The organism is Actinoplanes sp. HUAS TT8, assembly GCF_051380535.1.
GTDB lineage: Bacteria > Actinomycetota > Actinomycetes > Mycobacteriales > Micromonosporaceae > Actinoplanes.
Window position 1 is genome coordinate 9344268 of sequence record NZ_CP195646.1, and the last position, 12298, is coordinate 9356565.

A 12298-nucleotide genomic window follows, 5' to 3' on the forward strand; every position below is an offset into this window, starting at 1 on the left:
TTCAGAAGCCGCAGGCCAGGACCCGGATCCCGGCGGGCGCGCTGGCCTGCACCTGCGGGTTGCACACGTCCGACCCGGCTGTGATGAAGGTCAGCGTGCTCCCTTTCCCGCTGGTCACCACGTTCAGTGGCTCCTGATCGCCGGTTCCGCTCCCGGCCAGCTCGACCGTGGTGAACGCCCACCCGTCGGCGCAGAACGGCCCGTCCTGCACTTTGAGCGTCTTGTTCGGGATCCCGTCCTTGCCTTTGATCAGCGCGAGGATTTCCGCCCCGGTCGGCTGTCCGACGCATTTGGCGGCGTGCGCGGGTGTGGGTGTGGGCGACTTGGTGAGCGGCGCCTCGGTGGGCGTGGTCGTCGCCGCGGTCGGGTAGGTGCCGGCCGGATAGGCGTAGGTGCCGGTCGGATACGCGTACGTCGGAGGGGTCCATGCCGTTGTCGGCAGCACACCTCCGGGCGAGATCGGAGTGAACGTCGGCGGCGGCAACCCGATCGACGGCGGCAGGCTGGCGACCGACGGGAGGGGCGCCGGCTGAGCCGCGGTGTCGTCGTGGGGCGAGCCACAGGCCGCCGTCAGCAGCAAGCCGACGGCGAGGGGGATGTAGCGAGTGTGCGGGGACACCCGGTCATGGTAGGAGCCTTGCCCGGGCTGTGCCAGATCGTCAGCCGGCTATTCGATGCCCGGCCGCGGTGAGCGTGTTGACCGCCTCGGTCAGGCGCACGGTCGGCACCAGCAGATAGTCGGTGTCGTAGGTGGAGAAGGTGACGATGTTGACCCGCGCGTCGGCCAGCGGCCCGACCAGTGAGGCCAGCACCCCGGTCATCGCCGTGGTCAGGCCGGCCACGCGCAGACATCGCCAGGCGGTGTCCGCTTCGGCGCCGTCCGGCACCCGGTCGGACGGGCAGATGATCGAGATCTCGTCGAGACCCCAGGTCACCGAGATGACGCTCTTGTCGTCCGGACCCATGGTCAGGGACGCGGGCAGGGGCGAACCGGCCGACAGGCGGCACACCGCGTATTCCCCTGGTAACAGATCTAGATCGAGCATGACGGCAGACTACGTTACGGATAGGTAACACCCAATGGTTACCGGATGCGGTGAACACCACACCGCCACGGGCAAACCGGACGTCAGTAGTGAACCAGGGAGAGAAAGGTCAGCGAACCGGCCACTCGATCCCCGGCCATCAGCGGTGTGGAGACCGCGTCGACGGTCAACGGCGGCTTCTCGGCGTCCGGCACCACCCGCAGCAGACCGCGGGCCAGGCGCTCGCTGCGGACCGCGAGCAGCGGCGGAATCTTTTCCGCCTCCGGGTCCTCGAGGCGGCCGGCGCCGGCCGTGAAGTCGATCAGCTGCAGAGTCGCGGTCAGCCGCTTGCCGATCGCGTCGGCCGGTTTACCCAGCCCGAGCAGCTCGCTGCCGGACGGGGAGACGGCCAGGATCGCGCCGCCCGCGTCGATGATCAGGCAGGGCTCCTCGGCGATCGCCACGGTGCCCGCCCAGCGTTCGACGCTGGTGACGAATTCGGCCTCGGCCGGTGTGCGTGCCTGGGGGACGAACGCTCCCGAGAGGGAGAGCTCAACATGCGCCACCCGCTCCTCCTCGCTTCTGTCGCGCCGACCGGGGCGCCCCAGGAGAACGGGCGCCACCGTCGACGGCGTCGCAAGGAACGTTACCGGCGGGTCGGCCGCTTGTCAGCGGCCGTCTGTCCGTTGCTGTACCAACGGTAGTCGCCGGCCGGCCGATAGGGTGCGTTCGCCCAGGTGGCCGGGTTGCTGGCTACGGCTGAGAGTTTGCTCGCCGTGGCCGCGGAGATGCGGGCCCCACCGGCGAGCAGCAGCCGGTCGAGCTCTTTGTCGGTGGCGACCAGACAGTCCTTGGGCAGGCCGTGGACGCTGATCACACCGGAGCCGACGAACGTGAGGACCGGGGTGACCGGGACGTTCAGGCCGACCACGGCGGAGAGCGCTTTCGCGGCGCGCCGCGCGTCACGACGCGCCTCGGCCACGTACTGCGGGCGCTTACCGTTGATCTGCACGACGTCACCGGCGATCAGGACGCGGGAGCGGCCGTGGTCGGCCACGGTCACCGCGTAGACGCCACCGGGGCCGATGGCGAGGAATCCGGCCCGCTCGTCCGCGGGGTCGGGCTCGTAGTACGTCTGGGACAGGTCGGTGCGCGGCCAGTCCACGATGTGCCAGGCCGAACCGAGTCGGTCGAGGCGGGTGAGTGCGCGGGCACCGGCCGCTTCCATGCGGCGGTTCTCGCGATCGGCGCGTCGGCGCCGGGCCCACTCCATCGGCGTCAACCGCGGTTCCAGGTCCGTGGAGGGCGCCGCATGACCAACCGGCGTCAGTGCGCGGTTGGAAGAGGGCACGGGCAGGGCAGGGCGGGCGGGGAAGACAGTCACTGCGACCTCCGGCAAAAGGTCTATCGGGCTGGCTCTCTGTTTCCAACTACCGTACGTGCTCAGCCCCTCACGGAGAAGGGCGGCGCAGTGGAAAGAAAGAGAAAGAAGTGTGGATGAATACCGCATTCACGGACAACGTCTTCTTGCGGATGGTGCATCTCCGCACCTGCGGTCCGCGGTCTCGTCGCACTGTGCCAAGTTATCTCCGTCGTCCGATCGGTGCATGCTCGTCTCAGGATCTAGATCAGAACGTGACCGGGCGATAGCGTTCGGTACGGACTAACGTCGGCCTGGTGTACGTCGACAGTGAAGTCAGCCGCCTGCGCACCGTCCTCCTCCACCGGCCGGGAAAAGAGCTGGCCAGGCTCACGCCGCGGAACAGCGGCTCGTTGCTCTTCGACGGCATCCCCTGGGTCGGCCGCGCGCAGGAGGAGCATGATCGCTTCGCCGAGGCGCTGAGCACCCGTGGTGTCGAAGTGCTCTATCTCTCCTCTCTGCTGGCCGAAACGCTGGCCGTGCCCGAGGCGCGGGCCGAGCTGACCGCCGGGGTTCTGGCCGACGCGCGGCTGGGCGACGGGCTGCGGGCCGGGATCGCCGACTACCTGGCCGACCAGGATCCGGAGCGGCTGGCCGAGGTGCTCGTGGCCGGGCTCGCGCACGAGGAGGTCAAGCCCGGCGGCGGCGGCAGCCTGGTCTACGAGATGCTGGAACGCAACGAGTTCGTCATCGATCCGCTGCCGAATCTGCTCTTCACCCGGGACTCGTCGGTCTGGGTGCGCGACCGGGTCGCCGTGACCAGTCTCGCGATGCCCGCGCGGCGCCGCGAGACCACGCTCACCCACGCGATCTATCGCTTCCATCCGCGCTTCGCCGGTGCGGAACTGCTTTACGAGCCGGCGCTGGAGCACGTCGAGGGCGGTGACGTGCTGGTGCTCGCGCCGTCGGTGCTGGCCATCGGCGTCGGCGAGCGGACCACTCCGGCCGGCGCCGAGCGGCTGGCCCGCCGGGTGCTGACGGCCGGGCTCGCGCACACCGTGCTGGCCGTGCCGATCGCGCAGGAGCGCGCCACCATGCACCTCGACACGGTCTGCACCATGGTGGATTCCGACGCGGTCGTGATGTACCCGAACATCGCCGACACGTTGCAGGCCTGGACCATCAGCTCCGATCAAGATCAAGACCATTTGCGCGTACGGCCGTTGCGCCCGTTCCTGGAGGCCGCGGCCGAGGCCATGGGCATCGACCGTCTGCGCGTCATCGACACCGGCCTCGACCCGGTCACGGCCGAGCGGGAGCAGTGGGACGACGGCAACAACACGCTGGCCATCGCCCCTCGACTGTGTGTGGCCTACGAGCGCAACGTCGAGACGAACGCGCAACTGGAGCATGCCGGCATCGAGGTCGTCCGCATCCAGGGTTCCGAGCTGGGCAGTGGCCGGGGCGGTCCGCGCTGCATGAGCTGCCCGATCCGGCGCGATCCGCTGGCCGGCTGAACCTGACAGAAGGTGTCAGGGGTGCGGTCCTAGCGTCGCGGCATGACGCTTGCGGACAACAACTTCGACTTCTTCATCGGCACCTGGAGTTCCCGGCAGCGGCGGTTGCGCAAGGTGCTGGCCGGCTGCGACGACTGGTACGAGCTGGCCGCGACCACGCGCTCCTGGAGCATCTTCGACGGTGGCGGCAACGTGGACGAGGTGCGGTTCGAGGACTCGTCGGCCGGGCTGACCGTGCGGTTGTACGACCCGTCGACCGATCTGTGGTCGCTCTACTGGGCTCGGCCCGACACCGGGCTGGCGCTGCCGCCGACCGTCGGGCGGTTCGAGGCCGACGGGTGCGGCCGCTTCTACGACGACGAGGAGTGGGAGGGCCGGCCGATCCGGGTCCGTTTCCTGTGGTCCGAGATCACGCCGGAGTCCTGCCGCTGGGAACAGTCCTTCTCCACCGACCAGGGCGAGACCTGGGAGTCCAACTGGATCGCTGACTTCACCCGCACCGGCGCCTGAAGGACCAGGTCGGGTTTGTTGCTCTGACCGCAACCACCCGCCCAGATCGCCCTGGAGGGTCTCGCGTTCTGGGCGCGCCAGCGCCCTGCGAGGCCCGGAAGGGTCCCCGCGGGAGCGACGATCCGGACCACAGCGGACGCAGGCAATGAAGATCTTGAAGTTGATCTTCTGATGGAAAGCGGACAGGCTCCCGAGGCCGGGAGCCTGTCCGCGAGGGTCAGCGCAGGGTCAGCTGGCGGCCGATCAGGCCCTGCTTGGCGCGGCGGCCGGCGGCGTCGAGCGGCTCGGTGATCGCCAGCGTGTCCTGGTAACGCTTGGCGAAATCGGCCAGCGGCGCCTCCCAGTCGGCCGCCTCGGGCTCGCCCGGAATGTCCCAGACGGGCACCAGCAGGCCGTGCGCGCGGAACATCCCGGCGAACTTGGTGTCCTCGCGGAGCACCAGCTCACCGGCGGCCGAGAGCCGAGCCAGGGCGTCCAGCGCCCGGTCCTCGTCGTCGCCCAGCACCCAGCGGACGTGGCCCTTGTCCGGCGCGATCCGGCACCAGTAGGCCGCCTTGGCCGCGCTCAGGCGCACGGTCGGATAGATCGACGCGTTGGCCCGCTCCAGCGACGCCTTCACGCTGGCGTCGTGCAGCTGGTCGGCGTCCAGCCAGTACTCGAAGCCGTCCTGCATGGTGATCTCGAGCGGTCCGTCGACGAGCACGTCCTGCAGACGCGGGCCCTCGCCGGGCAGGGCCGGCACCGAGACCGGGTTGCCCGGCGGGGTGCGGAGCGCGGCGAGGATGGCGACGGCCAGGTCGCGGGAGACGTCGCCGGACTGCACGTGCCGCTGGAGGCCGATGAAGACCTGCCCGTCCTGGCGCGACATGGCCGGCCAGGCCATCGGAAGCACGGTCGAGAGGGTGACCGGACGGTCGCCGTACTCCTCGATGACCTCGGGCTTCAGGGTCAGCGAGGCCGAGGCGGCCGGGACCAGCTCACGCAGTGCGACCCACTCGGGTTCGTCGGCGAGACCCTCGAACGGGCGGGCGACGAAGATGTCGCGCACCTTGGTCTTGGGCTCGGACTGGGACTTACGACGCTTACTCACGAGGGACCAGCGTAGGCGGTACCCCTCGGAAACCGGTGACGTGGCCCACCTAGGCGCGGCGCAGGCGGACCTCGGCGACGGTTCCGCCGCCCTCGCGGGGGCGCAGCGAGACCCAGCCGTTCTGCCGTTCGACCATGCGCCGGACCAGGTAGAGGCCCAGACCGGCGCCCGGATGGTGGTGCCGGTCGCCGCCCTCGGCCTGCCAGTACCGCTCGAAGGCGTGCTCGACGTGCTCGGGGGCGATGCCGACGCCACGGTCGGAGACGCGGAAACGCAGCGTGTCGTCGTCGATGCCGGCGCAGAGCTCGACGATGCTGTCCGGCGCCGAATACTTCTCCGCGTTGGTGGTCAGCTCGGTGAGGATCGTGGCGATCGAATCGCGATTCCCGTACGCCTTCGGCAGGTCCCCCGGAAGGTGCGCCAGCTTGAGCCGCCGGCGCAGGTCCGCGGGCAGCTCGCCGACCGCCTCACGCAACGCCTCGACCAGGTCGAACGGCCCGGCCGGGGCCGAACCGAGCACCCCGTCGCTGGCCGCCGAGAGCAGCCGGTCGACCAGGCGGGCCAGCTCGCCGGCCCGGTTGCCGATCACCCGGACCGCCTCCTGACGACCCGGCTCGCCGAGCGTCTCCCAGTGGTTGGTCAGCGTGTCGGCGTAACCCTTGATCACCGTGACCGGGGTGCGCAGCTCGTGGCTGGTGACCGCCACCCAGAGGTCGCGGTCGGCCTGCGCGGGCGCCGCGGCCGGGTGCACCGGCAGCCCGGAGCCGAGGCCGTAGAGCCGGCCGATCTGCCCGGCCAGCAGCTCCAGCACCGCGTGGTGTTCCGGGCCGGGCTCGCCCGCGTCGGCCCCGAAGTAGACGTGCAGCGACCCGGCGAACGTGTCACCGGCCTCACAGCGGGCGCCCAGCATGTGCCGCAGGTCGCCGCCCTCGATCTGCCGGGCGAACTCGTCGTTCACCGAGTTCAGCGACACCAGCAGGGTGCGACCGGCGCTCTCCAGCCGGCGCTCGACCCGGCGGCCGATGGCGGCCTCGCAGACACCGGTGGCGGCGATGATCCGGCCGTGGCCGTCCGCATATTCCGCGAAGCCGGCGCCGCGGGCGCCGAGCGCGTCCTGGGCCAGGCGGACCAGCTGCTGCAGGATGGGCAGGCCGGACTCCCCGGCGTTGACGCGGTCGAGCACCGCGAGCTGACCCCGGGTCAGTGCTGGGTAGTCGGGACTTTCCGGCATGTCTGCGAGTCTGCCTCGCCGCTCAGCGTTTGACGGTTGTGACCACAGTCACAGCGTCTCCAGGCGGTCCAGGACGAACTTCGGCCGGTCGCTGATCACACCGTCCACCTGATGGCTGAGCACCAGTTCCAGGTCCTCCGGCTCGTTGACGGTCCACACGTACGTCCGGTGGCCGGCCGCCCGCATCGCCGACAGCAGACCGGGCCGGTTGCGCACCAGCTCGACGCCGGGACCGGCGATCCGCGAACCGAACGGCAGCCGCCCCTTCCCGACCATCGGCGGCAACAGCTCCATCAGATAGACGGTCGGCACGCCGGGCGCCTGAGCGCGGATCCGCCGCAGCGCGAGCGCCGCGAAGGACATCACCGTCACCTGTACGGGATCGTCCGGCTTCGGCTCGGCCAGACCGAACCGCCGGAGCATCTTGACCAGCCGGCGCTCGACCTCGGCCCCGTACACCGAAGGGTGCTTGGTCTCGATCAGCAGGCGCACCGGCCGCCCGCTGTCGCGCACCGCCTCCAGCAGCCGTTCCAGGGTGAGCAGCCGGCTCAGATCGGGCAGCTCCTCGTCGGCCGGATAACCGGGGTGCCAGGAGCCGTAGTTGAACTCGTCGAGCTGAGCCAGCGTGCGCCGGCTGACCAGACCCTTGCCGTTGCTCGTCCGGCTCAGATTCCGATCATGGAAGCAGACCAGGTGCCCGTCCCGGGTCAGCCGGACATCGCACTCCAGGCCGTCGACACCCTCCTCCAGGGCGCGAAGGTACGCCCCGAGCGTGTGCTCGGGCAGCGCATCCGCGCCCCCGCGGTGTGCGAAGACGAGGGGCCGATAGCCGGTCACAACACCCGGGCCGGTTGCCCGTCCTCGCTGACCACGTCACGGCCGGCCGCCGCCCACGACTTCATCCCGCCGTCGAGGTTACGAACGTTGTCCCAGCCGTTGTTCATCAAATAGGCCACCACCTGGCCGGAGCGCCCGCCGGCGCGGCAGATCACGACGACCTCGCCGTCGTTGGGCACCTCGGCCATCCGGGCCGGCACCTCCATCATCGGGAGATGGTGGGCGCCCGGCGCGTGGCCGGCCTCCCACTCGTCCGGCTCACGAACGTCCAGGAGATAGGCGTCGGAGTCGACCTGGTCGGGGGTCACGCTGGGTACCTGAGGTCCGAACACGGCTCCCAGCGTACGACCCCCGAATCGGTCACGACTTCTTGACCGGGTTCGCCGCCATCCACTCGGACATCTTGTCGGCGGCGACCGCCTGGAACAGGGCCAGCGCCTTCTCCCGGTCGGAGACCACCACGGACTGGCCGGAGATCGTCTGGCTGCCCTTGTTCGGCGTGGTCAGGAACGTCAGGTTCTCCCCGCGCAGGCTGCGGAACTGCAGCACCATGTCCTTGAGCGAGAAGTCCTGGTCGACGGTGACCGCCTTGGCCACCGCGTTCAGGAAGTCGTCGAGCTTGCCCGGGCTGGTCAGCGTGCCGCTGCTGGCCGCCTTGTCCATCAGCGCCTTGAGGAACTCCTGCTGGTGCTGCATGCGGGCGAAGTCACCGCGGGCGAACTGATAGCGCTGACGCACCCAGTCCAGGGCCTGGGCCCCGTCCATGTGCATCATGCCCTTCTTGAACACCCGGTGCGGCGGGTGGATCGACGTGATGGTCTGGTCCACCTTCAGGTCGACGCCGCCGAGCGCGTCGGTGACCTCCTTGAAGCCGCCGAAGTCGATCGCCATCACGTTGTCGATCTTGACGTCGGTCAGGCACTCGACGGTGTGCACGGCGCGGGGCAGGCCACCGAAGGAGAACGACGCGTTGATCTTGGCGCGGGACCCGTCGCTGCAGGCCGCGTCGTTGCTGCGCGGAACGACCACCCACAGGTCCCGCGGAATGGAGATGAGCTGCGCCGACTTGTGGTCGGCGGGCACGTGCATGATCATCAGCGTGTCCGCGCGCCACCCGGTGGCGTCGTCGTCCTTGGTGTCCGGATCGCGCGAGTCGCTGCCGACCAGCAGGATGTTGACCGCACCCTCGACCGCCTTGGCCGGCCGGTCCGCACTGAGCCCGGAGAAGGCGTTGGTGCGCTTGAGGTCCTTGTCGATCCCGCTCACGTAGTTGACCGCGAAGATGCCGCCGGCCAGAGCGAGAATCAGGACGATGCCACCGGCGACCAGAGCGATGCGGCCCCAGCGCGGGCGGACCCGCGGGCCCTTGCCCTGATAGGTGTGCCCCCGGTCGCCCGGTCCCACGGGACGGGCCGAAGCCGGCCCGGACGGCGGGACGGAGGCCCGTCCGGAGGAGTTGCCGCTGGGAGAGGTGGTCGCAGACATGAGACCACATTAGGTCGCAAAGACCCTTGATCCCGTTTGTCGGCACGGTGCGGCACGAAGGTGGGAGACGACCGCTTCCCGGGCCCGGACCGGCGCGGCGACGACACCGGCCCGGGCGGAGGGGGAAGGCTTAATGCGCTCCGTGTCCGGTCAGCGATCGGACTTCGAGCTCGGCGTACTTGTCGGCGTCGGTCTCCTTGCTGAGCACGGTGCCCAGCCAGCCGAAGAAGAAGCCCAGCGGGATCGAGATGATGCCCGGGTTGGACAGCGGGAACCAGTGCCAGTCGTCGTGCGGGAACATCGCGGTGGCCGAGCCGGAGACGACCGGCGAGAAGAACACCAGGATCACCGCGGTGAGCAGGCCGCCGTAGATCGACCAGAGTGCGCCCGAGGTGTTGAACCGCCGCCAGAACAGGCTGTAGAGCACGGCCGGCAGGTTCGCCGAGGCCGCCACCGCGAAGGCGAGGGCCACCAGGAACGCCACGTTCAGGCTCTGCGCGAAGATCGACAGCGCGATCGCGATCGCACCGATGACCAGCGCCGAGATCCGGGCCACCCCCACCTCGTTGCGCTCGGAGGCGTTGCCCCGCTTGATCACGCTGGCGTAGAAGTCGTGCGCGATGCTCGACGACGACGCCAGGGTCAGGCCGGCCACCACGGCCAGGATGGTGGCGAACGCGACCGCCGCGATGATCGCCAGCAGCACCGCGCCGCCGGTGTCCCCGCCCAGGTAGTCGATGCCCAGCTTCTGCGCGAGCTGCGGCGCGGCGGTGTTGCCGGCCTTGTCCTGCGCGGTGATCGCCTTGCCACCGACCAGAGCCGCCGCGCCGAAGCCCAGGGCCAGGGTGAACAGGTAGAAGACGCCGATGATGCCGATCGCCCAGAGCACGCTCTTGCGGGCGATCCGGGCCGTCGGCACGGTGTAGAACCGGGTCAGGATGTGCGGCAGACCGGCCGTGCCGAGCACCAGGGCGAGACCCAGCGACAGCAGGTCCATCTTGCTGTAGAACGTCTTGGTCGCGTCGCCCGCGGTCTCGACGCCGTACCTCAGCCCGGGTTCCAGGAACGCCGCGCCCTTGCCGGACTGTGCGGCCGCGTCACCCAGCAGCGTCGACAGGTTGAACTTGTAGTGCGCGAGCACCAGGATGGTCATCACCAGGGCGCCGGTCATCAGCATGAACGCCTTGACGATCTGGACGTACGTGGTGCCCTTCATGCCGCCGACCACCACGTAGACGATCATCAGGGCGCCGACCAGGATGATCGTGAAGACCTTGGCCGTTCCGGCGGTCATGCCCAGGAACTTCTCGTCGGCGGTGATGCCGAGCAGCAGCGACACCAGCGCGCCGGCGCCGACCATCTGCGCGATCAGGTAGAAGATCGACACCACCACGGTGGAGACCGAGGCGGCCGTACGGACCGGGCGCTGACGCATCCGGAACGCCAGCACGTCGGCCATCGTGTAGCGGCCCGAGTTACGCAGGAACTCGGCGACCAGCAGCAACGCCACCAGCCAGGCGACCAGGAAGCCGATCGAGTAGAGGAAGCCGTCGTAGCCGTAGAGCGCGATCAGGCCGGCGATGCCGAGGAACGACGCGGCCGACATGTAGTCGCCGCCGATCGCCATGCCGTTCTGGAAGCCGGAGAACTGGCGGCCACCGGCGTAGAAGTCGGTCGCCGTCTTGGTCTGGCGGCTGGCCCAGATGGTGATGGCCAGGGTGATCGCCACGAAGATCAGGAACAGTGTGATCGTCAGCGTGCGCGAGGTGCTGGCCGAGGCCTCGGCCGCGAGCAGGGTGGAGGTCGGCATCAGACGGCGCTCCCGTCGGTCGAGGCGGTGTCGGCCGGCGCGCGGGTGTCGCCCTCGATGCCCTTGTAGATGTCGTCCGCGAGCGGGTCGACCTTCTCCGCGGCGAACTTGGAGTAGTACCAGGCGATCAGGAACGTCGAGAGGAACTGCAGCAGGCCGAAGAGCAGGGCGACATTGATGTTGCCGACCAGCTTGATCGCCATGAAGTCCCGGGCGTACGCGGAGAGCAGGACGTACAGCGCGTACCAGAGGATGAACGCGACAGTGGTCGGGAAGATGAACCTGCGAAGGGTATGGCGCAGTCGACCGAATTCATCGGAGTTCTGCACCTCGAGATATTTCTCGGGGGTGGCCGGCACGGTGTCACCACCTTCATCAGCGGGCGGACTTTTCCCGGACCGTACGAAGGAAAGCCGCCCGCCTCGTGCCACCGGTCGGCGTCTGCGCTGAGTGGTGGCCTGACTGCGCTCAGCGGTCGAGTTCGGCGTAGCGTCCACGGAAGTGCACCAGCGGCGCGGTCGCGGTATCCAGCTGGACCGATTCCACGACCCCCTCCACCAGCAGCGCCCAGCCGCACGGCCGGTCGGAGTCGAGGACACAACCGGCCCACGCTCCGGCGTGCGCGGGCACCGGCCCGTACGGGGTCTCCCGCCACTCCCCGACGGCGAACAGTCCGCCCGGCGCGGGCATCAGCCCGGCGAACCGGTCGGCCAGCTGCCGGTCGGCCGGCGTCAGCGGGGTCACCGCGAACCGCCCGGCCTGTGCGACGGCGTCCCAGAAGTCGCTCTCCTCGTCGATCAGGCCGAGAACCCGCCCCGGATCGCCATCGGCCACCAGAGTGGACGAAACGGTCAATCCTGATGGTCCGGGCGTGGTCCAGAGCGTCACCGGCGAGGCCAGCCGCCCGCGCAGCCGGCGGACCGGCGACTTGTCCTCGTCGGGAACGGCGAACGGATCGGTGGAGTGGATGGTCATACGATCATTGTCTCGATTACAGATCGTGCACGCCGCTATCACTTTTAATTGATCAACGGCTATTTTCCTCTGGGGACCTTTGGCGGGAAGGGGACGGCGCATGCCTCAGGTGGTGTTAAGGCCGGGCGATGTCGTTCACGTCGGGCCCGACGCGAGTGTGCAGTTCTCCGGCGACCGGGCGCTGACCTTCCGGGTCATCCGGGTTGACCCGCGGGTCACCTACGACGGCTGGATCTGGCTGGACGGATACGTCGTCGGGCCGGCCGGCAACGCGCTGCAGCGACGGCGCATCTTCGTCCGGCAGGACGGGCTCCGGCCGATCCGGGTCAACCGGGTTCCGGCCCCCCGCAATGGCGGACCGCGAACGGTCAATCGCCCATAGTCACCTCAACCCCGCATTGTCCCTCGAAAGTGGACAATGCCAGGGATGTCATGGCATTACACAATCTGTGTAATGT

General features: G+C 69.3%; 15 protein-coding genes. 3 read left to right on the forward strand and 12 right to left on the reverse strand.

What is annotated here, in order from left to right; all coding sequences use genetic code 11:
* Position 1 precedes the first annotated feature (1 nt).
* From ACSHV8_RS41565 to ACSHV8_RS41580, 4 genes are all read right to left on the reverse strand, one after another.
* The gene (locus tag ACSHV8_RS41565) at positions 2 to 619 is read right to left on the reverse strand and encodes a hypothetical protein (RefSeq protein ID WP_436525231.1); all 618 of its coding nucleotides are present in this window, start codon (positions 617 to 619) and stop codon (positions 2 to 4) included.
* 40 nt (positions 620 to 659) lie between these two features.
* The gene (locus tag ACSHV8_RS41570) at positions 660 to 1046 is read right to left on the reverse strand and encodes an ACT domain-containing protein (RefSeq protein ID WP_436525233.1); all 387 of its coding nucleotides are present in this window, start codon (positions 1044 to 1046) and stop codon (positions 660 to 662) included.
* An 83-nt stretch (positions 1047 to 1129) separates the two neighbouring features.
* On the reverse strand, positions 1130 to 1591 hold the full coding sequence (locus tag ACSHV8_RS41575; RefSeq protein WP_436525235.1) for a hypothetical protein: 462 nt from the start codon (positions 1589 to 1591) through the stop codon (positions 1130 to 1132).
* Between the two features lie 80 nt (positions 1592 to 1671).
* Positions 1672 to 2409: a hypothetical protein gene (locus ACSHV8_RS41580; RefSeq protein WP_436525237.1), complete on the reverse strand. Its 738-nt coding sequence runs from the start codon at positions 2407 to 2409 to the stop codon at positions 1672 to 1674.
* 293 nt (positions 2410 to 2702) lie between these two features.
* Between ACSHV8_RS41580 and ACSHV8_RS41585 the strand changes: the two genes are divergently transcribed.
* The gene (locus ACSHV8_RS41585) at positions 2703 to 3902 is read left to right on the forward strand and encodes an arginine deiminase (protein ID WP_436525239.1); all 1200 of its coding nucleotides are present in this window, start codon (positions 2703 to 2705) and stop codon (positions 3900 to 3902) included.
* Positions 3903 to 3944: 42 nt separating this feature from the next.
* A complete protein-coding gene (locus ACSHV8_RS41590; protein ID WP_436525241.1) occupies positions 3945 to 4412 on the forward strand; it encodes a hypothetical protein in 468 nt (155 codons plus the stop codon).
* Positions 4413 to 4629: 217 nt separating this feature from the next.
* Here ACSHV8_RS41590 and ACSHV8_RS41595 read toward each other — a convergent pair whose 3' ends face one another.
* The 8 genes from ACSHV8_RS41595 to ACSHV8_RS41630 all read right to left on the reverse strand — a co-directional run bounded on the left by ACSHV8_RS41595 (position 4630) and on the right by ACSHV8_RS41630 (position 11840).
* Complete coding sequence (locus ACSHV8_RS41595) at positions 4630 to 5502, reverse strand: DUF5926 family protein (protein ID WP_436525243.1); 873 nt, start codon at positions 5500 to 5502, stop codon at positions 4630 to 4632.
* A gap of 49 nt (positions 5503 to 5551) precedes the next feature.
* A complete protein-coding gene (locus ACSHV8_RS41600) occupies positions 5552 to 6733 on the reverse strand; it encodes a sensor histidine kinase (protein WP_436525245.1) in 1182 nt (393 codons plus the stop codon).
* Positions 6734 to 6781: 48 nt separating this feature from the next.
* Positions 6782 to 7570, reverse strand: coding sequence for a glycerophosphodiester phosphodiesterase (locus ACSHV8_RS41605; RefSeq protein ID WP_436525247.1), 789 nt, complete (start codon positions 7568 to 7570; stop codon positions 6782 to 6784).
* The gene (locus tag ACSHV8_RS41610; protein WP_436525249.1) at positions 7567 to 7902 is read right to left on the reverse strand and encodes a rhodanese-like domain-containing protein; all 336 of its coding nucleotides are present in this window, start codon (positions 7900 to 7902) and stop codon (positions 7567 to 7569) included. Before ACSHV8_RS41610 ends, ACSHV8_RS41605 begins: the two co-directional genes overlap by 4 nt.
* Before the next feature lie 28 nt (positions 7903 to 7930).
* Positions 7931 to 9055 carry an LCP family protein gene (locus ACSHV8_RS41615; protein WP_436525251.1) on the reverse strand — a complete coding sequence of 375 codons (1125 nt, stop codon included), beginning with the start codon at positions 9053 to 9055 and terminating at the stop codon, positions 7931 to 7933.
* A gap of 130 nt (positions 9056 to 9185) precedes the next feature.
* Positions 9186 to 10865 (reverse strand): solute symporter family protein, encoded by a 1680-nt coding sequence (locus ACSHV8_RS41620; RefSeq protein ID WP_436525253.1) that lies wholly within the window; start codon positions 10863 to 10865, stop codon positions 9186 to 9188.
* On the reverse strand, positions 10865 to 11224 hold the full coding sequence (locus ACSHV8_RS41625; protein ID WP_436525254.1) for a DUF485 domain-containing protein: 360 nt from the start codon (positions 11222 to 11224) through the stop codon (positions 10865 to 10867). The genes ACSHV8_RS41620 and ACSHV8_RS41625 overlap by 1 nt, the downstream gene beginning before the upstream one ends.
* Before the next feature lie 109 nt (positions 11225 to 11333).
* Entirely contained in the window at positions 11334 to 11840 is a 507-nt protein-coding gene (locus ACSHV8_RS41630) for a flavin reductase family protein (protein ID WP_436525256.1), read from the reverse strand.
* A gap of 100 nt (positions 11841 to 11940) precedes the next feature.
* On the opposite strand from ACSHV8_RS41630, the gene ACSHV8_RS41635 reads away from it, so the two are divergent.
* Positions 11941 to 12222, forward strand: coding sequence for a hypothetical protein (locus ACSHV8_RS41635; protein ID WP_436525258.1), 282 nt, complete (start codon positions 11941 to 11943; stop codon positions 12220 to 12222).
* Positions 12223 to 12298: the final 76 nt, after the last annotated feature.